Source organism: Alloyangia pacifica (genome assembly GCF_003111685.1).
Taxonomy (GTDB): Bacteria; Pseudomonadota; Alphaproteobacteria; order Rhodobacterales; family Rhodobacteraceae; genus Salipiger; species Salipiger pacificus_A.
This window is the reverse complement of the sequence record NZ_CP022191.1, coordinates 443,426-466,541: the sequence shown is the minus strand read 5'-3', so window position 1 is coordinate 466,541 and position 23,116 is coordinate 443,426. Positions and strand designations below refer to the sequence as shown.

The 23,116-nt window shown below is 67.2% G+C and carries 20 protein-coding genes; 10 read left to right on the top strand and 10 right to left on the bottom strand.

The annotated features are described in order from the left end of the window. Positions 1 to 53: 53 nt before the first annotated feature. Together CEW88_RS21320 and CEW88_RS21315 are read left to right on the top strand one after the other, a co-directional pair. Positions 54 to 1,232 carry an efflux RND transporter periplasmic adaptor subunit gene (locus CEW88_RS21320; protein ID WP_108970362.1) on the top strand — a complete coding sequence of 393 codons (1,179 nt, stop codon included), beginning with the start codon at positions 54 to 56 and terminating at the stop codon, positions 1,230 to 1,232. Next, positions 1,229 to 4,357 carry an efflux RND transporter permease subunit gene (locus CEW88_RS21315; RefSeq protein ID WP_108970361.1) on the top strand — a complete coding sequence of 1,043 codons (3,129 nt, stop codon included), beginning with the start codon at positions 1,229 to 1,231 and terminating at the stop codon, positions 4,355 to 4,357. Before CEW88_RS21320 ends, CEW88_RS21315 begins: the two co-directional genes overlap by 4 nt. 97 nt (positions 4,358 to 4,454) lie before the next feature. Here the strand turns inward: CEW88_RS21315 and CEW88_RS21310 are convergent, their stop codons facing one another. Next, positions 4,455 to 4,682, bottom strand: coding sequence for a hypothetical protein (locus CEW88_RS21310; protein ID WP_108970360.1), 228 nt, complete (start codon positions 4,680 to 4,682; stop codon positions 4,455 to 4,457). A gap of 208 nt (positions 4,683 to 4,890) precedes the next feature. Further along, positions 4,891 to 5,214: a hypothetical protein gene (locus CEW88_RS21305; protein WP_108970359.1), complete on the bottom strand. Its 324-nt coding sequence runs from the start codon at positions 5,212 to 5,214 to the stop codon at positions 4,891 to 4,893. Positions 5,215 to 5,324: 110 nt separating this feature from the next. On the opposite strand from CEW88_RS21305, the gene CEW88_RS21300 reads away from it, so the two are divergent. Then, on the top strand, positions 5,325 to 5,471 hold the full coding sequence (locus tag CEW88_RS21300; RefSeq protein WP_438839486.1) for a CBS domain-containing protein: 147 nt from the start codon (positions 5,325 to 5,327) through the stop codon (positions 5,469 to 5,471). Positions 5,472 to 5,506: 35 nt separating this feature from the next. On the opposite strand, the gene CEW88_RS21295 is transcribed toward CEW88_RS21300, so the two are convergent. Then, a complete protein-coding gene (locus CEW88_RS21295) occupies positions 5,507 to 5,977 on the bottom strand; it encodes an Lrp/AsnC family transcriptional regulator (protein WP_108970358.1) in 471 nt (156 codons plus the stop codon). A 127-nt stretch (positions 5,978 to 6,104) separates the two neighbouring features. On the opposite strand from CEW88_RS21295, the gene CEW88_RS21290 reads away from it, so the two are divergent. From CEW88_RS21290 to murJ, 6 genes are all read left to right on the top strand, one after another. Beyond that, positions 6,105 to 6,557 carry an RrF2 family transcriptional regulator gene (locus CEW88_RS21290; RefSeq protein WP_108970357.1) on the top strand — a complete coding sequence of 151 codons (453 nt, stop codon included), beginning with the start codon at positions 6,105 to 6,107 and terminating at the stop codon, positions 6,555 to 6,557. A gap of 422 nt (positions 6,558 to 6,979) precedes the next feature. Then, the gene (locus CEW88_RS21285) at positions 6,980 to 8,002 is read left to right on the top strand and encodes a sulfate ABC transporter substrate-binding protein (RefSeq protein WP_108970356.1); all 1,023 of its coding nucleotides are present in this window, start codon (positions 6,980 to 6,982) and stop codon (positions 8,000 to 8,002) included. A gap of 5 nt (positions 8,003 to 8,007) precedes the next feature. After that, a complete protein-coding gene (cysT, locus tag CEW88_RS21280; protein WP_108970355.1) occupies positions 8,008 to 8,835 on the top strand; it encodes a sulfate ABC transporter permease subunit CysT in 828 nt (275 codons plus the stop codon). Further along, a complete protein-coding gene (gene cysW / locus CEW88_RS21275) occupies positions 8,828 to 9,700 on the top strand; it encodes a sulfate ABC transporter permease subunit CysW (protein WP_108970354.1) in 873 nt (290 codons plus the stop codon). The genes cysT and cysW overlap by 8 nt, the downstream gene beginning before the upstream one ends. A 12-nt stretch (positions 9,701 to 9,712) precedes the next feature. After that, positions 9,713 to 10,492, top strand: coding sequence for a sulfate/molybdate ABC transporter ATP-binding protein (locus CEW88_RS21270; RefSeq protein ID WP_108970353.1), 780 nt, complete (start codon positions 9,713 to 9,715; stop codon positions 10,490 to 10,492). Between the two features lie 104 nt (positions 10,493 to 10,596). Next, complete coding sequence (murJ, locus tag CEW88_RS21265; RefSeq protein ID WP_108970352.1) at positions 10,597 to 12,120, top strand: murein biosynthesis integral membrane protein MurJ; 1,524 nt, start codon at positions 10,597 to 10,599, stop codon at positions 12,118 to 12,120. 390 nt (positions 12,121 to 12,510) lie between these two features. On the opposite strand, the gene CEW88_RS21260 is transcribed toward murJ, so the two are convergent. Then, positions 12,511 to 13,413 carry a LysR family transcriptional regulator gene (locus CEW88_RS21260; RefSeq protein ID WP_108970430.1) on the bottom strand — a complete coding sequence of 301 codons (903 nt, stop codon included), beginning with the start codon at positions 13,411 to 13,413 and terminating at the stop codon, positions 12,511 to 12,513. Positions 13,414 to 13,564: 151 nt separating this feature from the next. Here CEW88_RS21260 and amaB point away from each other — a divergent pair, with 151 nt between their 5' ends. Further along, positions 13,565 to 15,085 carry an L-piperidine-6-carboxylate dehydrogenase gene (gene amaB / locus CEW88_RS21255; protein WP_108970351.1) on the top strand — a complete coding sequence of 507 codons (1,521 nt, stop codon included), beginning with the start codon at positions 13,565 to 13,567 and terminating at the stop codon, positions 15,083 to 15,085. Between the two features lie 45 nt (positions 15,086 to 15,130). On the opposite strand, the gene CEW88_RS21250 is transcribed toward amaB, so the two are convergent. From CEW88_RS21250 to CEW88_RS21225, 6 genes are all read right to left on the bottom strand, one after another. Then, positions 15,131 to 16,414, bottom strand: coding sequence for an NAD(P)/FAD-dependent oxidoreductase (locus CEW88_RS21250; RefSeq protein ID WP_108970350.1), 1,284 nt, complete (start codon positions 16,412 to 16,414; stop codon positions 15,131 to 15,133). A gap of 178 nt (positions 16,415 to 16,592) precedes the next feature. After that, the gene (locus tag CEW88_RS21245) at positions 16,593 to 18,305 is read right to left on the bottom strand and encodes a type I secretion protein (RefSeq protein ID WP_108970349.1); all 1,713 of its coding nucleotides are present in this window, start codon (positions 18,303 to 18,305) and stop codon (positions 16,593 to 16,595) included. 399 nt (positions 18,306 to 18,704) lie between these two features. Beyond that, on the bottom strand, positions 18,705 to 19,802 hold the full coding sequence (locus CEW88_RS21240; protein WP_108970348.1) for an ABC transporter ATP-binding protein: 1,098 nt from the start codon (positions 19,800 to 19,802) through the stop codon (positions 18,705 to 18,707). 5 nt (positions 19,803 to 19,807) lie between these two features. Next, positions 19,808 to 20,716, bottom strand: a complete 909-nt coding sequence (locus CEW88_RS21235; RefSeq protein WP_108970347.1) for a carbohydrate ABC transporter permease — start codon at positions 20,714 to 20,716, stop codon at positions 19,808 to 19,810. Further along, positions 20,709 to 21,581 (bottom strand): carbohydrate ABC transporter permease, encoded by an 873-nt coding sequence (locus CEW88_RS21230; protein WP_095883539.1) that lies wholly within the window; start codon positions 21,579 to 21,581, stop codon positions 20,709 to 20,711. The genes CEW88_RS21235 and CEW88_RS21230 overlap by 8 nt, the downstream gene beginning before the upstream one ends. Positions 21,582 to 21,671: 90 nt before the next feature. After that, a complete protein-coding gene (locus tag CEW88_RS21225) occupies positions 21,672 to 22,916 on the bottom strand; it encodes an ABC transporter substrate-binding protein (RefSeq protein ID WP_108970346.1) in 1,245 nt (414 codons plus the stop codon). Positions 22,917 to 23,116 lie beyond the last annotated feature (200 nt).

Below are 23,116 nucleotides of genomic sequence, written 5' to 3'. Positions count from 1 at the left end.
AAGGCGCGCAGACCGAGTTCCGATCACGCCCTCATGAGCGAAGGTGCACCAGCATGACCGACCGCCCCGACGCCGCGCCCCGAGGACCGGCGCTGCAGTTCGAAACCGACCGCGGCTCCTCGCGGCCGTTCTGGATCGCCATCGCGCTGGTGGGGGCCCTCGTCGCCTGGATGGGCAGCGGCTTCCTCTTCCCCGGTGCCGAGCCAAAGAACGAGGCCGCCGCCAAGGAGCCGCTGCCACCCTCGGTGAGGGTCCGCCCCTCGCAGGCGGAGCCGGTCACGCTGAGCTACCGCGCCGAGGGTCAGGCGCTGCCCGACCGTGACACCGAGGTGATCGCCGAGACCGCGGGCACGGTGATCGAGGTGCCCTTCTCCAAGGGCGACCGGGTGGAACCGGGAGACATCCTCGCCCGCCTGGACGCGACCCGCGCCGAGGCCGCGTTTGCCCAGGCCAAGGAACAGCGCACCAATGCCCGGCGGGAATTCGACAATGCCGCGCAGCTTTTCGAGCGCGGCGTCGCCACCAACGACCGGCTGTCCGACGCCCGCGCCGCGCTGGCCGTCGCCGAGGCCGACGTGGCAAGCGCCGAGGAGGCCATCGGCAACCTTGTCGTCGAAGCCCCCTTCGCGGGGCGCATCGAGGCGCTGCCTGCCAGCGAGGGCGAATACGTGCAGGCCGGTGCCACCATCTCGCGCATCGTGGACAACGATCCGCTCACCGTTGCCATCCAGGTGCCGCAGCAGGCCTTGAGCCGGATCCGCGAGGGACAGAGCGCCGAGGTCAGTTTCATCACCGGCCAGACCCGCGAGGGGCGCGTCAGCTTCGTCGGTGCCGCCGCGGCCGCCGAGACCCGCACGTTCCTGACAGAGATCGAGGTCGCCAACCCCGGCGGCGAGGTGCCCGCGGGCATCTCGGCGCAGGTCACCATCCCCACCGGCGAGGCCAAGGCGCATCGCGTCGTTCCTTCGATCATCTCGCTCGACGAGGCCGGTCAGATCGGGCTGAAGACCGTCGAGGACGGGCGCGTCGTCTTCCACCCGGTCCAGATCGTGAAGACCGAGATCGACAGCGTCTGGGTCACCGGGCTCGACGACGAAGCGACGCTCATCACCCTTGGACAAGGCTTCGTGCGCGACGGCGAGGACGTCCGAGCCGAGCGGGAGGAAGGCACAGGGCAAGGCTCCGCCGCCACCGCCGCCCTGCCGCTCGATGTCGCCGAGGATACCCCATGAACAGCCTGATCGACGCCGCCTTCTCCCGCGGCCGCGCGGTGATGATCCTGCTGGGGATGATCCTCGCCTTCGGCGCCGTGGCCTATGTCTCGATCCCCAAGGAGGCGAACCCCGAGGTTCCCCTGCCGCTCGTCTACGTCAGTACGACGCTCGACGGTATCAGCCCCTCGGATGCAGAGCGGCTGCTCATCGAGCCTATGGAGGCCGAGTTCGGCGCCATCGAGGGGCTCGAGAAGATGTCGGCCGAGGCCACCGAGGGCTTTGCCAGCGTGCAGCTCGAATTCGCCGCCGGCGGCGACATCGACGAGGCGCTCGACAAGGTACGTGAGGCCGCCGACACGGTGCAGAGCGACCTGCCCGAGGACGCGACCACGCTCAACGTCACCGAGATCAACACCGCGCTCTTCCCGATCATCACCGCCGTGCTGTCCGGCCCCCTGCCCGAGCGGACGCTGAACGACATCGCCGAGGCGGTGCAGGACAAGCTCGAGGCCCTGCCCGGCGTGCTCGAGGTGGACATCGGCGGCGCGCGCGAGGAATTCCTCGAGGTGCTGATCGATCCCACGGTCTTTCAGACCTACAACCTCAGCTTCGAGAGCCTGACCAGCCAGCTCCAGCGCAACAACCAGCTGATCGCGGCGGGCGCCATCGAGACCGGCGGCGGGCGCATCGTGCTGAAGGTGCCAGGCCTTATCGAGGATCTCGAGGATGTGATGGACATGCCGGTCAAGGTCGACGGCACCACGGTCGTCACCTTCGGCGATGTCGCCACGGTGCGCCGCACGTTCGAGGACCCCACCGGCTATGCGCGCATTGATGGCCAGCCCTCGCTCGCACTCGAGGTCACCAAGCGCTCTGGGGCCAACATCATCGACACGGTCGCAGCCACCAAAGAGGTCATCGACGAGATGAGCGCCGACTGGCCGGACAGCCTGCGCGTGACCTACCTCCAGGATCAGTCCGAGCAGGTGAAGACGCTGCTTTCGGACCTCGAGGCAAACGTCATGGCCGCCATCATGCTGGTGATGATCGTCATCGTCTTTGCGCTCGGTTTCCGCTCGGCGATCCTTGTCGGCCTGTCGATTCCCGGCGCCTTTCTTGCCGGTGTCGCGATCATCTGGGCGATGGGTTACACGATGAACATCGTCGTGCTCTTCGCGCTGATCCTCGTGGTGGGCATGCTGGTCGACGGCGCCATCGTCACGGTCGAACTCGCAGACCGCCGCCTGCAGGAGGGCGACAGCCCCAAGGCCGCCTACGCCCATGCCGCCAAACGCATGGCCTGGCCGATCATCGCCTCGACCGCCACCACCCTTTCGGTGTTCTTCCCGCTGCTGTTCTGGACCGGCCTCATCGGGCAGTTCATGAAGTACCTGCCGATCACGGTCATCCTGACGCTCGGGGCCTCGCTCTTCATGGCGCTGATCTTCATTCCGGTGCTCGGCGGCATGATCGGCCGCAACCAGCCGCAGACCGCGCGCGCCAAGGCGGCGCTGCACGCGGCCGAACGCGGCGACCCGCGGCAGATCGGTGGGCTCACCGGGGCGTATGTGCGACTGCTCGAACGCGCCATCCTGCGCCCCTGGACGACCATCGTCCTGGCGCTGGCGCTGCTGCTCGGCGGCTTTGCGCTCTACGGCCAGTTCGGGCGCGGCATCTCGTTCTTCCCGTCGGTCGAGCCCGAGTTCATGCAGGTGCAGGTGCGCGCCCGTGACAACCTGTCAATCTACGAGCGCGACGATCTGGTGCGCAAGGTCGAAGACCGGCTTGTCGGCACCGAGGGCATCGAGAGCGTCTATGCCCGCTCGACCATGAGCGCCGGAGGCGGCGAGGAGGACGTGATCGGCACGCTTCAGCTTGACCTCGTGGACTGGCAGGAGCGCCGGACCGCCGACGAGATCGGCGCCGAAATCCGTGACAAGATGGCCGATATTGCCGGCATCGACGTGCAGGTCGAGACCGAGAGCGGCGGACCCTCGAGCGGCAAGCCGGTGAACCTCAGGGTCTCGGCGAGCGACACCTCGGAACAGAGCGCCTCGGTGGATGCCGTCCTGGCCGCGATGGAACGTGTCGGCGGCTTCACGGACGTCACCGACACCCGACCTCTGCCCGGGGTCGAGGTGGCGATCAACGTCGATCGCGCCGAGGCCGCGCGCTTCGGGGCCGACGTCAGCCTGCTCGGCCAGGCGGTGCAGCTGCTCACCCAGGGCATCACCGTGACCGACTACCGGCCGCCGGACGCCGACGGCGAGCTCGACGTGCGCGTGCGCTTCCCCAACGACTCCCGCTCGCTGTCGGAACTGACGAACCTGCGTGTGCCGACCTCGGCGGGTCTCGTGCCGATCTCGAACTTCGTGACCTTCGAGCCAGTCGAGCGCGTCGGTGTCATCCGCCGGATCGACGAAAAACGCGTCACCACAATCGAGGCGAACGTCGCGCCCGGGCTTTTGGTCAACGATCAGGTCACCGCCCTGCGCGCCGAGCTCGACAGGGCGGAGCTGCCCGAGAGCGCCAGTTACGACTTCGCCGGCGAAGCCGAGGATCAGCAGGAATCGATGATCTTCCTTGCGCTCGCCTTCGTTGCCGCCATCGTGCTGATGTTCCTGATCCTCGTGGTGCAGTTCAACAGCATCTACCAGTCCGCCGTGGTGATGAGCGCGATCGTCTTCTCGATCGGCGGGGTGCTGCTAGGGCTGGTCGTCACCGGGCGCCCCTTCGGCATCGTCATGGGCGGCGTCGGGGTGATCGCGCTCGCAGGCATCGTGGTGAACAACAACATCGTGCTGATCGATGCCTACAATGACCTGCGCCGGACCGGGCTTTCGCCGCTCGAAGCCGCACTGCGGACCGGCGCGCAACGCCTGCGCCCGGTGGTGCTCACCTCCGTCACCACGGCGCTCGGCCTGATGCCGATGGTGCTGGGGATGAACATCAACTTCATCGACCGAGAGATCGTCTTCGGCGCGCCCTCGACACAGTATTGGACGGAACTGTCGAGCGCGATCGCCGGCGGGCTGGTGATTGCCACGGTGCTCACCCTCGTGGTGACCCCTGCGATGCTCATGCTGCGAGAGAAACCGGGTAGGCGCGCCTTGGGCACGCAGGCCCCGCAGCCTGCGGGGTGAAGCCAAGCCGCAGGGAGCCCTCGCACGATCAGCTCTCTCCTCCGGGACACGCTCGCCGTCCGGAGGCCTTGGCCAAGAAATCTTCCTCCACCCCGAGCTAACCGGTCTTGGGGGGCTGTGTCTCGAACTCGGCCGCCTTCGCCTCGGCCCCGCCCGATAGGGGGCAGGACAGGGCCGCGGGCGACTGTCGCGTCCGTGTGTTGATCAGGCTTTGATGCGCGCCACGGTTTGCCACCAGTTCAGCGACTGCCCGCTCACCATGAAGGGCCTCAAGCAGCACCTTCGCCTTCAACTCGGCGCCGTAGCTCTTCCGTTTGACAGCCATGCTTTTCGGGCTCGACATCGTTGGCGGCAAGCTCGGCAAAATGTCGGAATTTCGGTGCCTTCCTAAACCCGTAGCTAGCGCGCCGGATGCTCTGCACATGATCGGCAGCAGAACTTCTCTTCGGCTTCGTCGACATCGCCTCGATCCGACTTTGGGTGCGCCAGTTCTCAGCCTGACCTAGGAAACAGAATTTTGTCGCTCGCTGACGTTAGGCCATCCCGCCATACCCCATGAATCCGACGGTCGGATTGCTCCCATCCGAGCCCACCCGGCATCGCCACGGGGCGCCGCTTGGACCGATCCGCATGTAGACCGAGCTTCTTGCGCCCGTGGATTGCGATCCCACGACCTTCAGCTTGCCCGAGGTTTCCGCCGCCAGCTTGGCCCTGCATGCCCCCACGGCCGCATCGCTCGCGGTAAAGCTGCCCTCGACAAAGCCCTTGGTCAGCGGTTGTATCTGCGGGCCCTGGGCACAGGCGCCCAGGGCAAGAACCGTGGCAACCATCGCGAACGTCCGGGCGTGCTCGACCATCGGGGGATCCTCCTTTCGGGGCAGTCGAGAACAGCTTGCGGCACGAAGGGGCCCGTCTCAAGGGGGGCTGGCGAACTCGTGTCCGCCCCCGATCGCGTGTGGGCGCCTCTTTGCCGGTCACCTCCGCGCTGCTCCCGATGATGGCGGATGGGGATGTCGATGCCATCCCGGTGCTGGAGAGCGGACGCATTGTCGGCATCGTCACGCGCACCGACCTAATCGCCGCGCCGACGCGCGAGGCGCTAAGGTTGGGCTGAGATCGCCGTGGAAGTCGGGCAGCCGGCAAGGCGGCCTACGCGGTGATGGTGTCGATCGGCAGTACAGTCTGGGTCTTCAACCGCCGCAGCGCGAAGTTGGCGGAAATCTCGCGCACCGGAACTGCTTCGGTGATCTGCCGCCGCAGACGCTCGAAGCCGGACATGTCGCGAACCACGATGCGCAGGACGTAATCGTGACTCCCGGCAAGTTGATAGACCTCCATGACCTCCGGCAAACCGACCACGACACTTTCGAACAGTTTTTGCCACTCTGCGCTCTGCTCCGGTGCCGAAATGCTGACGAAGACGGTGAGACCGAGCCCAAGATGCTCGGGATCCACCAAAGCCACGCGTCCCCGGATCACGCCGGTCTGCTCCAGTTTGCGCACGCGCTTCCAACAGGGGGTCTGTGACAACCCCACCATGTCCGCCAGCCGGGCGAGCGGGACCGTCGCGTCCCCCATCAGCGTTGCGACGATCTTGCGGTCGATGCGGTCGAGGCCCATCCGGATCCCTCCTGCGAGTCGGTTTACCGGATCAGCATGTCGCATTTTAACAATATGTCTACCGTCATTATCGTGATTAAAGTAAAGACGACTTCTCCTGCCGTGAATTTGGTGTTTTACTGGGCGCATGATCACGCAGAAGACCAAATACGCTCTCAAGTCCCTCATGGCCCTCGGCGCGCTCGAACCGGGCACGGCGCTGACCATCGAGGAGGTCGCACAACGGTCGGGAGCGCCGAAGCGCTTTCTCGAGCACATCCTGCTCGATCTGCGGAAATCCGGATACCTCGGGGCCAAACGGGGTCGCGCCGGAGGGTACTTTCTGATCCGCGAGCCCGCAAAAGTCTCGCTTGGCGAGTTGCTGCAACAGATCGACGGGCCCATCGCGCCCCTGCCCTGCCTCTCTCGCCGCGCCTATCAGCGCTGCGAGGATTGCGACGACGAGCAGAGCTGCCAGCTGCGCCGGGTCTTCGGCGAGGTGTTCTACAGCTACCTGCTGCTGATCGAGTCGCTGACCCTTCAGGATTTGCTGAAAGATCCTGTTATGGCAGGGAAAACCTTCGGCACCGGCACGCCATAGGGGGCGGCGCAGGCAAACGGATTGTCGCGGCAACCGAGCGCCAGAGAATAAAGTTCTCTCACAGCGATGCAAGACGCTGAACCTCTTCTCTCGCAAATACGACTAACACGATGGATATTTAGGTTATTGGGCAAGCTGCCCAGCTCATCGTCGGGCGATCCCGCCCGTCCGAAAGGAGGACCCGAATGCCGACGTCCCTTCACTCCAGTCCTGCGCGGCGGGTGCATGTGACGCACCTCGTGGCCCGCGACTCCCGACTGCCGCTTCAGCTCGGCAGCCGTGCGCTGACCATGCGTGCCAGCGACCACGAAGGGGACCGCCCGCGAGAGGATGCAAGGCCGCTGCCCCATGCAATGGCGTGTCCGCGTGATCCGTCCCGGCCAAAGGCCGATCTGACATTCCCGTTTTGAGAGAGACCCGACATGAGCCTCGCCTTTCTTCGCACCCCTGCGCCCCTGCTCGCCGCCGTGCTGGCCAGCGGCGCGGTCATGAGCCCCAGTCTCGCCGCCGCCGAGACCCGGCTGCTTAACGTCTCCTACGACCCCACGCGCGAATTCTACCGCGCCTACAACGCGCTATTCTCCGACTGGTGGCAGGCGCAGGGACACGATCCCGTCACCATCGAACAAAGCCACGGCGGATCAGGCGCGCAGGCGCGTGCGGTGATCGACGGGCTCGACGCACAGGTGGTGACACTCGCGCTCGCCTCGGACATAGACGCAATCGCCGAGCGTTCCGGCGTGCTGCCCAAGGACTGGCAGGCAAGCCTGCCGCATAATTCCGCGCCCTATACCTCGACCATCGTCTTCCTTGTCCGCCAGGGCAATCCCAAGGGCATCGCCGACTGGGACGACCTGATCCGCGACGACGTGCAGGTGGTCACCCCCAACCCCAAGACCTCGGGCGGGGCACGCTGGAACTTCCTCGCCGCCTGGGGCTGGGCGCTGACCCAGTCCGGCGGCAGCGGGGACAGCGCGCGGGACTACGTGACCGAGCTTTTCAGACACGTGCCGGTCCTCGACAGCGGCGCGCGCGGGGCGACCACCACCTTCACCCGGCGCGGCGTCGGTGACGTGCTGCTGGCCTGGGAAAACGAGGCCTTCCTCGCGCTCGACGAGCTTGGCGCGGAGGCCTTCGAGATCGTCGTGCCGTCTGTTTCGATCCTCGCCGAGCCGCCGGTGGCGCTTGTGCCGGGCAATATCAAGGATGACGCGCAGCGCGAGGTGGCGCAGGCCTATCTCGAGTATCTCTACAGCCCCGAGGCGCAGGCGCTGGCGCTCGCCAACTTCTACCGCGCCTGGGACAGCTCGCTGGCCGCGGATGACGAGATCGACCGCTTCCCCGACCTCGAGCTCGTCACGATCGCCGATTTCGGCGGCTGGACCGAAGCGCAACCGCGCTTCTTTGGCGACGGCGGCATCTTCGACCAGATCTCCGCGGAGTGAGCCCGATGCTGCGCGTCGCCTCTCCCCTGCCCGGCTTCGGCCTCGGCATAGGGATAATGCTTGCCGCCCTGACCGGCGTGGTTCTGCTGCCGCTGGCGGCGCTTCTGGGTCAGGGCCTGCTCATAGGCCCGGCGGAGATCGCCGGTCACCTCGCCCCGGCACGGGTGCGCGCGGCGCTCCTGCTTTCGTTTCGTGCGGCGCTGATCGCCTCGCTGTTCAACCTGGTCTTCGGGCTGGCGCTGGCCTGGGTGCTGACCCGCTATCGCTTTCCGGGGCGGCGGCTGATCGATGCGGCGGTGGACTTGCCCTTTGCCCTGCCGACGGCGGTGGCCGGGATCGCGCTGACCACGCTCTACGCGCCGAACGGCGTGTTTGGACAGGCGCTGGCGCCGCTGGGGATCAGCGTCGCCTACACCGAGGCGGGCATCTGGCTGGCGCTGGTCTTCGTCGGGCTGCCCTTCGTGGTGCGCACCGTGCAGCCGGTGATCGACGAAATCGACCCGGAATGGGAGGAAGCCTCGGCCACGCTCGGCGCCTCGAGGCTGCGCACGCTGCGCAAAGTCGTCCTGCCGGTGCTGACGCCCTCGCTGCTGACCGGCTTTGCGCTGGCGCTGGCCCGGTCGGTGGGCGAGTTCGGTTCGGTCATCTTCATCGCCGGCAACCTGCCGGGACAGACCGAGATCGCGCCGTTGCTGATCGTCATCCGGCTCGAGGAATACAACTACGACGCGGCTGCGGCCATCGGCCTCGCCATGCTCGGCATCTCCTTCGCGATGCTGCTCTTCATCAACGCCACGCAGGTCTGGACCCGCAGGAGGATCGGCCATGTCTGACCCCGCCGCGCTTGACAGGCCCCAGCCCCACCGCGCGACCACCGAGGGCCCGACCGTCCGCGCCCTGCTCACGTTGGGCGTGCTCGGCCTGACCCTGGTGCTGCTGATCGCGCCGCTTGCGGTGGTTTTCGCCGAGGCCCTGCGGGACGGGTTTGGAGCCGCCGGCGCCGCACTCACCGAGCCCGACGCGCTCTCGGCGATCCGCCTCACCCTCATGGTCGCCGCCGTCTCGGTGCCGCTCAACGCGGCGATTGGCCTCGCCGCCGCCTGGTCCATCGCCAAGTTCGACTTCCGTGGCAAGGCCGTTCTGATCACCCTCATCGATCTGCCCTTCTCCGTCTCGCCGGTGGTCGCGGGGCTGGCCCTCGTGCTGCTTTACGGAGCGCACGGCTGGCTCGGCACTTGGCTGCAGGCGCATGACCTCAGGATCGTTTTCGCCTTCCCGGGCCTGCTGCTGGCGACGCTTTTCATCACCTTTCCCTTCGTCGCGCGCGAGCTTATCCCGGTGATGACCGAACAGGGCCGCGCCGAGGAAGAGGCAGCGCTGACGCTCGGCGCCTCGGGCTGGCACATGTTCCGCACCGTGACCCTGCCCAATGTCCGCTGGGCGCTGCTCTACGGCGTTCTGCTGTGCAATGCGCGCGCCATGGGAGAGTTCGGTGCGGTGGCGGTGATCTCGGGCAAGATCCGTGGCCAGACCACCACCATGCCGATCATGATCGAGATGCTCTACAACGAGTATCTCTCGGTCGCCGCCTTCTCGATGGCGGCGCTGCTGGCAGCGCTCGCTCTGCTCACGCTCGCCCTCAAATCCCTGCTTGAATGGCGCCACGCGGACCAGCTGGCCGCCACCCGCCGTCACTGATCGGAGACTTCCATGCACATCGACATCGACGAGATTTCCAAGAGTTTCGGCACGATGACCGCGCTGCACCCGGTGTCGCTCGCCATTCCCTCGGGCGCGATGGTCTCGCTGCTTGGCCCGTCCGGCTCGGGCAAGACCACGCTGCTGCGCATCCTGGCCGGGCTGGAACAGCCAAGCGCCGGGCGGGTGCTGCTCGACGGCGTGGACGCCACTGGCACCCCGGTGCAGCAGCGGCGCACCGGCTTCGTGTTCCAGAGCTACGCGCTCTTTCGCCACATGACAGTGTTCGAAAACATCGCCTACGGTCTGCGCGCCCGGCCGCGCCGCACCCGCCCCGGCAGTGCCGAGATCGCCCGCCGCGTCGCGCGGCTGCTCGAGCTGATCCAACTGCCGCAGATCGCCGGGCGTTATCCCAGCCAGCTGTCGGGAGGCCAGCGCCAGCGGGTCGCGCTGGCGCGCGCGCTGGCACCCGAGCCGCGCATGCTGCTGCTCGACGAGCCCTTCGGGGCGCTCGACGCCAGGGTGCGCCGCGAGCTGCGCGCCGGCTTGCGCGAAATCCACGATGCAACGGGGCTTACCACCGTTTTCGTCACCCATGACCAGGAAGAAGCCCTGACCCTCGCCGACCGGGTCGCGGTCATGTCGATGGGCCGGATCGAACAGGTCGGAGCCCCGGCCGAGATCCGCAACCAGCCGGCCACCGAGTTCGTCCGGAGCTTCATCGAGCCGCCGGCCGGCGTCACACCGACACGCGCCACCGCGGTGCTCGACAGCGCAACTGTGCCGCGATAGCACAGGACCGACACCGCTGGCTGCGGGCCCGCGCGCAGGAGACGACACCCATGAGGTCCCATGCCTGATCCCGTATCTGGCCCCCGACCCGCAATGCCCGCTCGATGAGAAGCCCGCTCCTCCGAGGCATCCTGTCGGTCGGCAGCTGGACGCTCGCCAGCCGTTTTGTCGGCTTCCTGCGTGACCTGATGATCGCCGCCTACCTCGGGACCGGGCCGGTGGCGCAAGCCTATCTCGTGGCCTTCAGCCTACCCAACATGTTTCGCCGTTTCTTTGCCGAGGGTGCGTTCAACACCGCCTTCGTGCCGATGTTCGCGCGGCGCCTCGAGGTCGGCGACACCCCGCGCGGATTTGCCGAAGAGGCCTTTTCCGGACTCTTTGCCGTGGTGTTTGCGGTCTCGCTGCTGGCACATCTGGCGATGCCCTGGCTGGTGGCGCTGCAGGCCAGCGGCTTTCTCGGCGACGAGAGGTTCGATCTCGCGGTGGTCTACGGGCGCATCTGCTTTCCCTACATCCTGTTCATCTCGCTCACCGCCCTGCTCTCGGGCCTGCTGAATGCGGGAGGCCGCTTCGCCACCGCCGCAGCTGCACCCGTGGTGATGAACCTCGTTCTGATCACCGCGATGCTGCTGGCGGACCGGCGCGGCTGGGACATGGGCCTCGCGATGGCCTGGTCGACCCCATTGTCGGGAGTGGCGCAGCTGGCCATTGTCTGGTGGGCGGCCCGGCGCATGGGCTTCGCGCTGCGTCTGCGCCGCCCGCGGCTGAGTCACGACATGCGCAGGCTGCTCGTGGTCGCCGCGCCGGCGGTGCTCGCGGGGGGCGTGGTGCAGGTGAACCTGCTGGTCGGGCGGCAGGTCGGCTCTTACTTCGAGCATGGCATCGCCTGGCTGACCAACGCCGACCGGCTCTATCAACTGCCATTGGGAGTCGTCGGGATCGCTATCGGGATAGTCCTGCTGCCCGAGATCACCCGCCGCCACAAGTCTGGCGACATCGCCGGTGTCCGCCATGCCTTCAACCGCGCGGCCGAGCTTGCCTTGGTTCTGACGCTGCCCGCCGCGGCGGCGCTGGTTGTCATCGCCGAGCCGCTGATCTCGGTGCTGTTCCGCCGCGGGGCGTTCCTTGAATCCGACGTCGGCCCGACCGCACTGGCGCTGGCGATCTACGGCGCGGGCCTGCCGGCCTTCGTGCTGCAAAAGGTGCTTCAGCCTCTCTACTTCGCGCGAGAGGACACCCGCAGCCCGTTCCGCTTTGCGCTATGGTCGATGGCGGTGAACGCCGCGCTGGCGCTTGGCCTCGCGCCGGTCATGGGATTTTCGGCCGCGGCGCTCGGTACGACGGTCGCGGGCTGGGTCATGGCGCTGCAGCTTTGGCGGGGCGCACGCACCTTCGGCGCCGCCACGCGGCTTGATCAGCGGTTGCGGCGGCGCCTGCCGCGGATCGGCATCGCCACGGCTGTCATGGCCGCCACGGTGGCGGGAGCCTGCGGAGGTTTCAGCGGCGCGCTCGAGGCGGACGGCCTTCGATACATTGCTCTCGGGGCCGTTATTCTGGTCGGCGCAGGCAGCTATCTCGGGACGTATTGGATGCTGGGCGGATTGCGCCGCAGGGGCTCGGAACTCTAAAGCGATCACGAGCACGAACCGAGACGGGCTATGACGCCAGGCGCGCATGGCATCGCGACGACCGAGACCGAACTGTCGCGCGTCACGGAGCGCGCAGACGGCGTCGGGCATAGCTGCATGGGGACGAGTAGTCCGGGAGGAGAGGAAGGGTGGCGACGACCCAAGGGAGGAGGAGAAGGGTCGTCGCCGATTTCCGAGGCTCAGGGAGGAGGAGGAGAGCCTCTAGAAAATTCCTCGGCACTGCGTGGTGCCGATGAGCCATTGATGCCATTTGCTGCGCCGCAGCACCACTGCCGAAAGAGAAGACCCGCCTTGCATCCGGCGCATGGCTCGGACCCGCATGAGGCAACTCCGGGAAGCGGCTGTTTACAAACGTTTAATGAAAGCCCGTCACCCGACCAGCGGCCGGAAGGAAACCTGTCCCTGAAGCCAGTCCGCAAAGGCCGCCGCCTTGTCGCCCCGCCCTTCCGGCGCGACGATGTACCAGGCCTGCTCGGTGCTCAGCGGCGCGTCCAGCACGATGGTCAGCTCGCCGCGCTCCAGCTCCGCCTCGATCAGGTAACGCGGCAGTAGCGCGATGCCGAGCCCGGCCTTGACTGCCTCGATGCTGAGCGCGAATTCGTCGAACCAGTGGCCGCCTTGCGGATCGGCCCCGTCCAGCCCCAAGCTGGCAAACCACTCGGCCCACATGGTCGCGCGGCTGGTGACATGCAGCTTGGGCTGCGCCAGCAGCTCCCCCGCGCGTCCGATCCGAAGGTCGCGCAGCGCACCTCCGGCGACGGGCACCACGATCTCGCTGCACAGGTAGGTGCATTGCCCGCCCGGCCAGAGCGGCTGACCGAAGTGCAGCGCGAGATCGCATTGCCGGCTGCCGAGGTCGAAGACGCCGGGATTCGTGCTCACATCCACCCGCAGCCCCGGGTGCCGCGCCAGGAAATCAGGCAGCCGCGGCATGAGCCAGCGCGTGGCGAAGGTTGGCGGCGCGTTCAGCGCCAGAAGGCTCTGGCCCTGCGCCCCGGCGGTGGCATGGCGCATGGTGCTTTCGGCCATGCGCAGCAGGCGCTGCACCTCGGGCAACAGCTCCGCCCCGGCTTGGGTCAGCACCACCCGCCCCCGCAAACGGTCGAACAGCGGCTTGCCGATCTGCGCCTCGAGGTCCCGCACGTGCCGGCTGACCGCGCTTTGGGTCAGGGAAAGCGCCTCGCCCGCGCGGGTGAAATTGCCGTGCCGGGCGGCAAGCTCGAAGGTCTGCAGCACCTTCATGTCGGGAAGCAGGCGTCGTTGCAGGGGCACGTCGGTCCTCGGGTTGATGCGGCGGTCACGATATGCCGCAGCAGCAGTGATCACCATGCCAAACCCGCATGGGGTCAGCCCGACTTGGCGTTATGCGCATCGGCTGTTCGCTTGCTAACCTTACGCCGACCCATCGCTCCCGGAGGCCCCCATGCTGAGCAAACCCCTGCCCGCCCTCACCGCCGAAACGCTCGAAAGCTGCGGCGTCGCCGCCGCGCTTGACGTGGACGGCGGCTTGCAGGTCGTCTCCCCGGTGACTGGCGACGTCGTCGCGACGCTCGCGACCCACAGCGCGGAAGACGCGGCCAAGGCGATCGACATCGCCGCACTGGCCTTCCGGGCCTGGCGCCTCGTGCCCGCCCCGCGCCGCGGCGAGCTCGTGCGGCTCTACGCCGAGGAACTGCGCAAGTCCAAGGATGCGCTCGGCCGCATGGTCTCGATCGAGGCGGGCAAGTCGCCATCCGAGGGGCTGGGCGAAGTGCAGGAAATGATCGACATCTGCGACTTCGCTGTCGGCCTCTCTCGCCAGCTCTACGGCCTGACCATCGCCACCGAACGCCCCGGCCATCGCATGATGGAGACCTGGCACCCGCTCGGCGTGGTCGGCATCATCACCGCCTTCAATTTCCCCTGCGCGCCCTGGTGCTGGAACGCCGCGCTGGCGCTGGTCTGCGGCGACCCGGTGCTCTGGAAACCGTCCGAGAAGACCCCGCTCACCGCGCTCGCCTGCCAGGCTGTGCTGGAGCGTGCCCTTGCCCGCTTCGGCGACGCGCCCGAGGGGCTGAGCCAGGTGTTGATCGGCGGGCCGGAGCTGGGCAAGACGCTGGTGGACAGCCCGAAGGTGGCGCTGATCTCGGCCACCGGCTCAACCCGCATGGGCCGCGTCGTCGGGCCGAAAGTGGCGGCCCGCTTCGGTAAGTGCATCCTCGAGCTTGGCGGCAACAACGCGGGGATCGTCTGCCCCTCGGCCGACATGGACATGGCCCTGCGCGCCATCGCCTTCGGCGCCATGGGTACGGCGGGACAACGGTGCACCACCATGCGCCGGCTCTTCGTGCACGACAGCATCTATGACCAGCTCGTCCCCGCGCTGCGCAAAGCCTACGCCAGCGTTACCGTCGGCAACCCGCTGGACAGCGGCGCGCTGGTCGGGCCGCTGATCGACAAGGCCGCTTTCGAGAGCATGCAGACCGCCCTGCAGGAAGCGGCGGAACTTGGTGGCACCGTGCACGGCGGAGCGCGCGCGCCGGTCGAAGGCGCGGCCGCCTACTACGTGAAACCCGCGCTGGTCGAGATGCCCGAGCAGGCCGGCCCGGTGCTGCGCGAGACCTTCGCGCCGATCCTCTATGTGATGAAATACAGCGATCTCGACGAGGCGCTGGAGCAGCACAACGACGTCGGCGGCGGGCTCAGCTCGTCGATCTTCACCACCGACCTGCGCGAGATGGAGACCTTCCTCTCGGCCCGCGGCTCGGACTGCGGTATCGCCAACGTCAACATCGGCACCTCGGGCGCCGAGATCGGCGGGGCCTTCGGCGGCGAAAAGGAAACCGGCGGCGGGCGCGAGAGCGGCTCGGATGCCTGGCGCGCCTACATGCGGCGGGCGACCAACACGATCAACTATTCCTCGGAGCTCCCACTGGCGCAGGGCGTCGTCTTCGACATCGGCTGATCGGGGGGCGCCGGGCGTGCAACCCCCGGCGCTTTATCGTGCGGCCTACCCTAGGAACCCCGGCTTCAGGGCATGGGTCAGCGTCGCGCCAGCCTCGTAGTAGGCACTGCGCAGGCCGGTGAAGCGCTCGGCATAGCTGTCGATCGGCGCAACCGGCAGCGCGTCCTCGCGCCCTTCGAGAAGCGCCTCGGCGGCGGCGGTGCCAAAGACCGTCCCCGGCGCGATGCCCCGGCCCGAGTAGCCGAAAACCGAGAGCGCCGTGGGGCCGAAACGCACCACCTTGGGCACATGGTCCCGGGTCATCGCGATGCGCCCCTGCCAGGCGTGCTCGAAGGGCACATCCGCCAGTTCGGGATAGACCTGCGCCAGTTTGCGTCGCGCCCATCCCGCGTGAAGACCGCCGCCGAGCCCTTCCGCATCCCCCATGCCACCGAGGATCAGCCGCCCGGCCTGATCGACGCGGAAAGAAGACATCACAAGCGCGGTGTCCCAGCATCCCTCGCCCCCCGCCAGGATGCGCGCGCGCAGATCGTTCGGCAGCGGCGCGGTGGCAAACTGGCTGTAATGCACGGCGACGTAGGACGGGCGGAAGGGCTCCGAGAACCCCTCGTGATAGGCATTGGTGGCCATCAGCACGGCCCCGGCCCGGACCCGGCGCCCGCCCGCGCGGATCTCCCAGCCCTTGCCGGAGCGCGACAGCTCGGTGACCTGCGTGCGCCCGTGAAGTCTTGCACCCGCCGCCTGCGCGGCCCGTGCCAATCCGCGGCAATAGGCCAGCGGCTGCACCGTGCCCGCCCGCGGGTCGAGCAACGCGCCAGCGAAAGCGTCGGACCCGGTCCGCCGCGCGGTCTCGGCGGCGTCGAGGAGCTGCACCGGTGCGCCGACCCGATTGCCCTGCCGATGGCGCGAAGCGAGATCCTCCGCCCCCGAGGCCGCATGCGCGAGATGCAGCGTGCCGTTCCGCGTCGCCTCGCAGGCGATCCCCTCGCGCTCGATCAGACCGAAGACCCGTGCCGGAGCCCCGCCGAGCACGTCGATCAGCCGCCGCCCCGCCGCCTCGCCCATCTGCGAGAGGATCTCGTCCGGGGGCAGCCAAAGCCCGGCGTTGACCAACCCGACGTTCCGCCCCGAGCCACCATGGCCGATCTCCCGCGCCTCGAGCAGTGCCACGCTGGCGCCGAGACGCGCCGCCTCGAGTGCCGCCGCACAGCCGGTGAAGCCGCCGCCGATCACCGCCAGGTCGACGTCGAGATCATTCTCGAGCGGGGGCGCCAAGACCTCTTCGGAGGCGCTCGCGTGCCAGAGGTTGCCCTTCGGGAAGTCTTCCATGTTTTCAGCCCAGTCCTCGCGGCCCCTCTGGCCGCGAGGACAGTCTTGGTCAGAGCCTCCGCCGCCGTCCAGTGCCGTTTGCGCATAGGCCGACAAGTGCGGCGCATGGTGGCCAGGCTGGCACGGGCCACACGCCGGGCTCCCGGGGAGGTTGGCGTCCAGAGGAAAAGGCGGGCGTTCAGGCGGCGAGGAGCCCGACCAATGGCAAAAGCGCGAGGAGAATGCCGAGCTCCACCCAGCCGCCGTCCTCGTCCGAACCCTCCTCGTCTTCGGCGGGCCGCGTGTCTTCGGCTCCGGCCAGATCGATCAGGGGCATCTCCGTGCCGGGTGAACTGCCGCCCTCGACGGTGTCGATCCCGGCAAGGACCGGGGCGAAGGCCTCGGTCGGAGACACGTCCCAGATGACGACCTGAAGGATCTCTTGGGGCGCGAGGGTGACTTCGAGCAGCCCGTCTCCGTAGAGCACCTCCGGGTCGAGCGCCTCGAGCTGCGGCGCGGCGGCCGCATCGCCGGGACGCGCTCCCTCGGCGACGCCGAGCAGGGTGATCTCCATGCCGCCGAAACCCGTGAGAAGGCCCGACAGATCGAGATCGGTGACGCTGGCCTCCCCAATCTGCGAAATCACGTAGAGCACAAGATCGCCCTCCCCCGCAAAGCCATGCACGGCAAGCGCGGCATCCCCCGTCTCTGTGACGCTGGCGTCGCGGGGGGCGAAGTCGAGCAGGGCCTTGCCGGGGATCGCCCCGGCCATCATGGCGAACATCTCTCCAGGCACGGTGCTGGCCGTGTACGTGACCCCTGTCGAGAGCGCATTCGCGGTGTTCTGGATCAGCGGCCAGACGTGCGCCTGCTCGACCCCGGCCTCGACGAACTCCTCGACGATCTCCAGCATCTCCTGCGCCTGCAGCAGCCCATAGTCCGACCGCGCATCGAGGTTTTCCGAGGACTTGAGGTTCCACTCGGTGACATGGATCTCGAGATGTCCGAACCCCTCCTGCGCCAGCCAGGTGTCGTGGATCGTGTCAAGATCGTAGGACCGGCTGTCCTCGGTCCCGCGGGCGTACACATGGGCGATGACGCCATCGAGCGCCGCCTGCTGCGCTTCGGTCTCAAAGCCCATGCGGACCAGCGCGTTGGTCACCTCGGACCAGTTCACCTCGCCATTGCCGCGGATATTGGCGGCGCCGAGCCCGGCTCCCGGATAGGTCTGCGCCAAATCGGCAATGATGTCCTCGGCGTCCCAGCCCGCATAGCCGTCGGAAATCTTCGAGGCCCCGTAGTTCTGGCCCATCTGTGCCAGCACGCGGATCTTGCTGGTGTCGAGGTCCATCACCTCCGCCACGAGCGCCAGTTCGTCGGCGATGATCTCGGCCATACGCGCCGCCAGACGCCCGTATTCCACCGCCGTCATCTCGCCCGAGCCCCAGTATTCGTTGCCGATCTCAAGCGCCGCGATCTCGGCATCGCCGTAAACGCCGGAGACGAGGTCGTGCACGAAGTCGCGCAGGGCTTCCTCGTCGATCCGCGGCAGGCGGTTGTCAGACGCGTCCAGCGCCTCCGACAGCTGGTCGCGGGTCGGCAGCACGACGGTCACCGCGTGGCCCGCCTCCCCCGCATAGGTCATGAAGTCCGACAGCGGGATAAAGGGTATCTGCTCCCCCGTCTCGGCGTGGCTGGCGGTGGCGACATCGGGGGTGGCAAGGTCGAAATAGTATTCGGTGAGCGAGCCGCCCGGGTAGCGCAGCCCCGTGACGTTGAGCGCCGCGATGGCCTCGGCATAGGAGCCTTCGCCGGTCATCGCCGTGCGCGGTGCGAGGATATTGCCGCCAAAGAGCGCCGCGCCGGCGGGCGCGCCGGTCGCGGTGATATCTGTGGGCAGGGCAAGGGGCATGCCGTCCTCCGGGTGGCGGCGCGGGGGGAGCGGGAAACCGGGGGAACTGGCGCTGGACCGGCCGGAGCCGGGCACAAAAAGGCTCTGGCGGAGCCACAAGAGGCTCGCCATGCAGCACTCGTCTCAGGCGTCGAAACAGGGAAGGCCGCGATATCCGCGGCGCGGTCGTGATCGGAAATATCGGAATGAAAGCTGCTTACGCGGCGCGAAACCCACCAGCGCCTGCCCTCGACGGTAGATGGGCACCCCCGTCCGCGCAAGCGTGTTCACCCGGTGGGCGAGCGGATGGGCGGGGTCCTGCCGCAGGCCCGTCAGGCGGGCCGGCAAAAAAAGGCGCGGCGACAGGGGTCTGCCGCCGCGCCTGTGATGCGCAAGGTGCCGGGCGGACCCGGCGCCCGCTCAGAGTATGCGCTCGCCGGTGCCGGGATTGAAGTAGGACACCTTGCCGAGATCGAAGGCGAAGGTATGCGCCGCCCCCGGGGCCGCCGCGGTCTCGGCATGGAGCCGCGCGGTGATCTGTTTGCCGCCAAGCGTGGTCATCACGTAGGTGTCCGCGCCCGCGGGCTCGACGATCTCGACCTTGCACTGCGCCTGCTGCACGGTCTCGCCCGAGCGGTAACCGGGCTCCGAGATGTCCTCGGGGCGCAGGCCGAGGATCACGTCCTCGGGCAGGTTCGTCGCGCGGGTGTCCGTGAGCACGACGGGCTCGGCGCCTTCACGGGCGATCTCGAGCTTGGTGCCATTGCCGTTGGCGCGGGCCTTGGCGGGGATCAGGTTCATCGCCGGGGAGCCCATGAAGTCCGCGACGAAGAGGTTGGCGGGCTTGTTGTAGATCTCGGCCGGGGTGCCGATCTGCTGGATCACGCCGCCCTTCATCACGACGATCTTGGTGGCCAGGGTCATCGCCTCGATCTGGTCGTGGGTGACATAGACCATCGAGGCGCCGAGCCGCTGGTGAAGCGACTTGATCTCGGTGCGCATCTCGACCCGCAGCTTGGCGTCGAGGTTCGACAGCGGCTCGTCGAAAAGGAAGAGCTTGGGATCGCGCACCAGCGCCCGGCCCATGGCCACGCGCTGCCGCTGGCCGCCCGAAAGCTGGCCGGGACGGCGCTTCAGCAGCGGCTCGATCTGCAGCTGGCGGGCCACCTCGGCGAGCTTGCGGTCCTGGGTCGCCTGATCGACGCCGCGCACCTTCATGCCGAAGGTGATGTTCTTGGCGACGCTCATCGTCGGGTAGAGCGCGTAGGACTGGAACACCATGGCGATGTCGCGGTCCTTGGGCGAGACATGGGTCATGTCCTCGCCGCCGATCTTCAGCGTGCCGCCGGTGATTGGTTCGAGCCCGGCGATGCAGTTGAGCAGCGTGGACTTGCCGCAGCCCGAAGGGCCGACGAGCACGAGGAAATCGCCCGGCTCGATCGAGACATTGATGTCCTTGAGGATCTCGGTCGCGCCGTAGTTCTTGTAGAGGTGCTGGATATCGAGGATCGGAGCCATGGGGATCATCCTTTGACGGATCCGGCGGTCAGACCGCGGATGAAGTATTTGCCGGCGACGACGTAGACGAGGAGGGTCGGCAGCGCGGCGATAATCGCGGCGGCCATGTCGACGTTGTATTCCTTCACGCCCGTCGTCGAGTTGACGATGTTGTTGAGCGCCACGGTCACCGGCTGCGTGCCGGCCGAGCTGAAGGAGACACCGAAGAGGAAGTCGTTCCAGATCTGGGTGAACTGCCAGATCACGCTGACCACGATGATCGGGATGCTGAGCGGCAGGAAGATCGACCAGAAGATGCGCAGGAAGCCCGCGCCGTCAACCTTGGCCGCTTTCACCAGCTCCTGCGGGATCGTGACGTAGTAGTTGCGGAAGAACAGCGTGGTGAAACCGATGCCGTAGATCACGTGCACGAAGACCAGACCGGGGATCGTGCCGGCGATGCCCATCAGCCCGAGCAGCCGCGCCATGGGCAGCAGCACCACCTGGAAGGGGATGAAGCAGCCGAAGAGCATCAGCGCGAAGATGATGTTGGCGCCCTTGAAGCGCCATTGCGCGATCACGTAGCCGTTCACCGCCCCCAGCAGGGTCGAGATCAGCACGCCGGGCACGGCGATCAGCACCGAGTTCCAGAAGTAGGGACGCACCCCCTCGCACTGGATGCCGGTGCAGGCGCCGGACCAGGCCTTGGCCCAGGCGTCGAAGGTCACCTCGCGCGGCAGCGACACGAGATCTCCGGTGCGGATCTCCTCGAGGCTTTTCAGCGAGGTGGTGAGCATCACGAAGAGCGGCATCAGGTAGTAGACCGCGAAGAGTCCGAGGATCAGGTAGAGCCCCCAGCGCAGCGCGGTCTTCAGGCCGGTGCCCTGCGAGCGGGCCGCCGCCGCGGCAGCGGGCGTTGCGGAGACATCAGTCATTTTTCGCCCTCAGTTCGGAGTAGAGATAGGGCACAACGATGATGAAGATCACCATCATCATGATCATTGCCGAGCTGGCTGCCTGGCCGACGTCGCCACGCGAGAAGGCCATCGCGTACATGTAGGTGGCCGGAAGGTCGGTGGCATAGCCGGGGCCGCCGCCGGTCAACGCGATGACGAGGTCAAAGCTCTTGATTGCAAGGTGCGCGAGCACGATGAAGGCCGACAGGAAGATCGGGGCCATCGAGGGGATGATGATCGCGGTATAGACGCGCCATGTCGGGATGCCGTCGATCTGCGCCGCGCGGATGATTTCGGTGTCGACCGAGCGCAGCCCCGCGAGGAAAAGCGCCATGACGAAGCCCGAGCTTTGCCAGATCGCCGCCATCACCACCGTGTAGATGGCCATGTCCGGGTTCACCAGCCAGTCGAACTTGAAGTTCTCGAAGCCCCAGCCCTGCACCATGGCCTGCACGCCGAGGCCCGGGTTCAGGATCCATTTCCACGCGGTGCCGGTGACGATCATCGACAGCGCCATGGGGTAGAGGTAAATCGTGCGGATCGCGCCCTCGACGCGGATCTGCTGGTCGAGCAGTATCGCAAGGATCAGCCCCAGCACCAGCGAGATAACGATGAACATCCCCCCGAAGATGTAGAGGTTGTTCATTGCCGTGTCCCAGCGCGGGGAGGCAAAGAGCCGGTCGTATTGAATGAAGCCGTCGATCTCGTAGCGCGGCATCAGCTTGGAGCGGGTGAGCGACACCCAGGCAGTCCAGCCGATGAAGCCGTAGACGAAGATCAGGACCGCGATGAAGCTGGGCGCCAGCACGATCTTCGGCAAATGGGTTTCGAACCATTTGGCCATGGTGTTCTCCTATGACGGGCCCGCCCCGGTGAGAGACGGGCCCGCTTGAGTTTGGTCAAAAATCGTACGATCCAAGACCGGGAACGGTGATTACATCGAGTTCGCGACAGCGTCCGCGAGCATCTTCACCGCATCCTCGGAGCTGATGTCCGAGTTGAAATGCGCCGTCACCACATCGGTGATCGCGCCGGACTGCGCACCGCGCAGCGCCATGCCGTGGGCGTAGGAAGGCAGCAGCGAGGCGTTCTCGGCGCTGGCCTTCATGTCCTCGGAGGATTTCACCGCGCAGTCGTCGAAATCGTCGAGCGCGACGTCGGTACGGACCGGGATGGAGCCCTTGTTGAGGTTGAACACCTTCTGGAAGTTCGGTCCGACGATCAGCTTGGCGAGCAGCTCCTGCCCGGCCTTCTTGTCGTCGCCATCGACGTCGAACATCGCGAAGCTGTCGACGTTGTAGAGATAACCCTCGCCCGGGGTCGCGGCGCAGAGGAAGTCCTCGCCCGGCACCTTGCCCGCGGCCAAGAATTCGCCCTTGGCCCAGTCGCCCATGATCTGGAAGGCGGCTTCGCCGTTCATCACCATCGCGGTGGCGAGGTTCCAGTCACGGCCCGAGAAGTTGTCGTCGACATAGCCGCGCATGGTGCGCATCTGGTCGAAGACCTGCACCATCGTGTCCGAGGTCAGCGCCTCCTGGTCGAGGTCAACCAGCGCCTTCTGGAAGAACTCGGGGCCGCCGAGACCAAGCACGACAGTCTCGAAGACGGTGGCGTCCTGCCAGGACTGGCCGCCGTGCGCCAGCGGGATCACGCCAGCCGCCTTCAGCTTCTCGGCTGCGGCGTTGAACTCGTCCCAGGTGGTCGGCATCTCGATGCCGTTGGCGTCCAGAACCGACTTGTTGGCCCAGATCCAGTCCACGCGGTGCACGTTCACCGGCGCGGCGCACCAGGTGCCCTCGCACTTCATGTGCTCGGCGATCTGCGCGGGCAGCACGTCGGCCCAGCCCTCGGCGTCGGCGACCGAGGAGATGTCGGCGAGAACACCCTCTTCGTACCACTCCTGGATCGCCGGACCCTTGAGCTGCACGGCGGTCGGCGCGTTGCCCGACAGCACGCGGGCGCGCAGCGCGGTCATCGCGGCATCGCCGCCGCCGCCGGCCACCGGCATGTCAGTCCAGGTGCCGCCGTTTTCCGAGAACTCTTCTTGCAGAACGGCAACGGCCTTGGCCTCGCCACCGGCGGTCCACCAGTGCAGAACTTCGGCTTGCGGCTCGGCATGGGCAACGCCGGCAACCGTCAGGGCGAGCGCAGAGATCGCCGCTTTTGCGGTGTATGTCATATCGGTATTCCTCCCGTTCGTGCTGCTTTCCCAAGCAGCGTGTGGCGAAAACCCTGCGTTTTCGCGGCGCGGGTTCGCAAGGGCTTACCCCACGCCGCCGCGCAGCATCCCTTCAGAATTCCGGGCGATCTGTTACAGGCTGTTACAGCACGATTGCAAAGCCCGCCAGCGGAGGCAAAAACTCCGCGCCGGGACAGCCG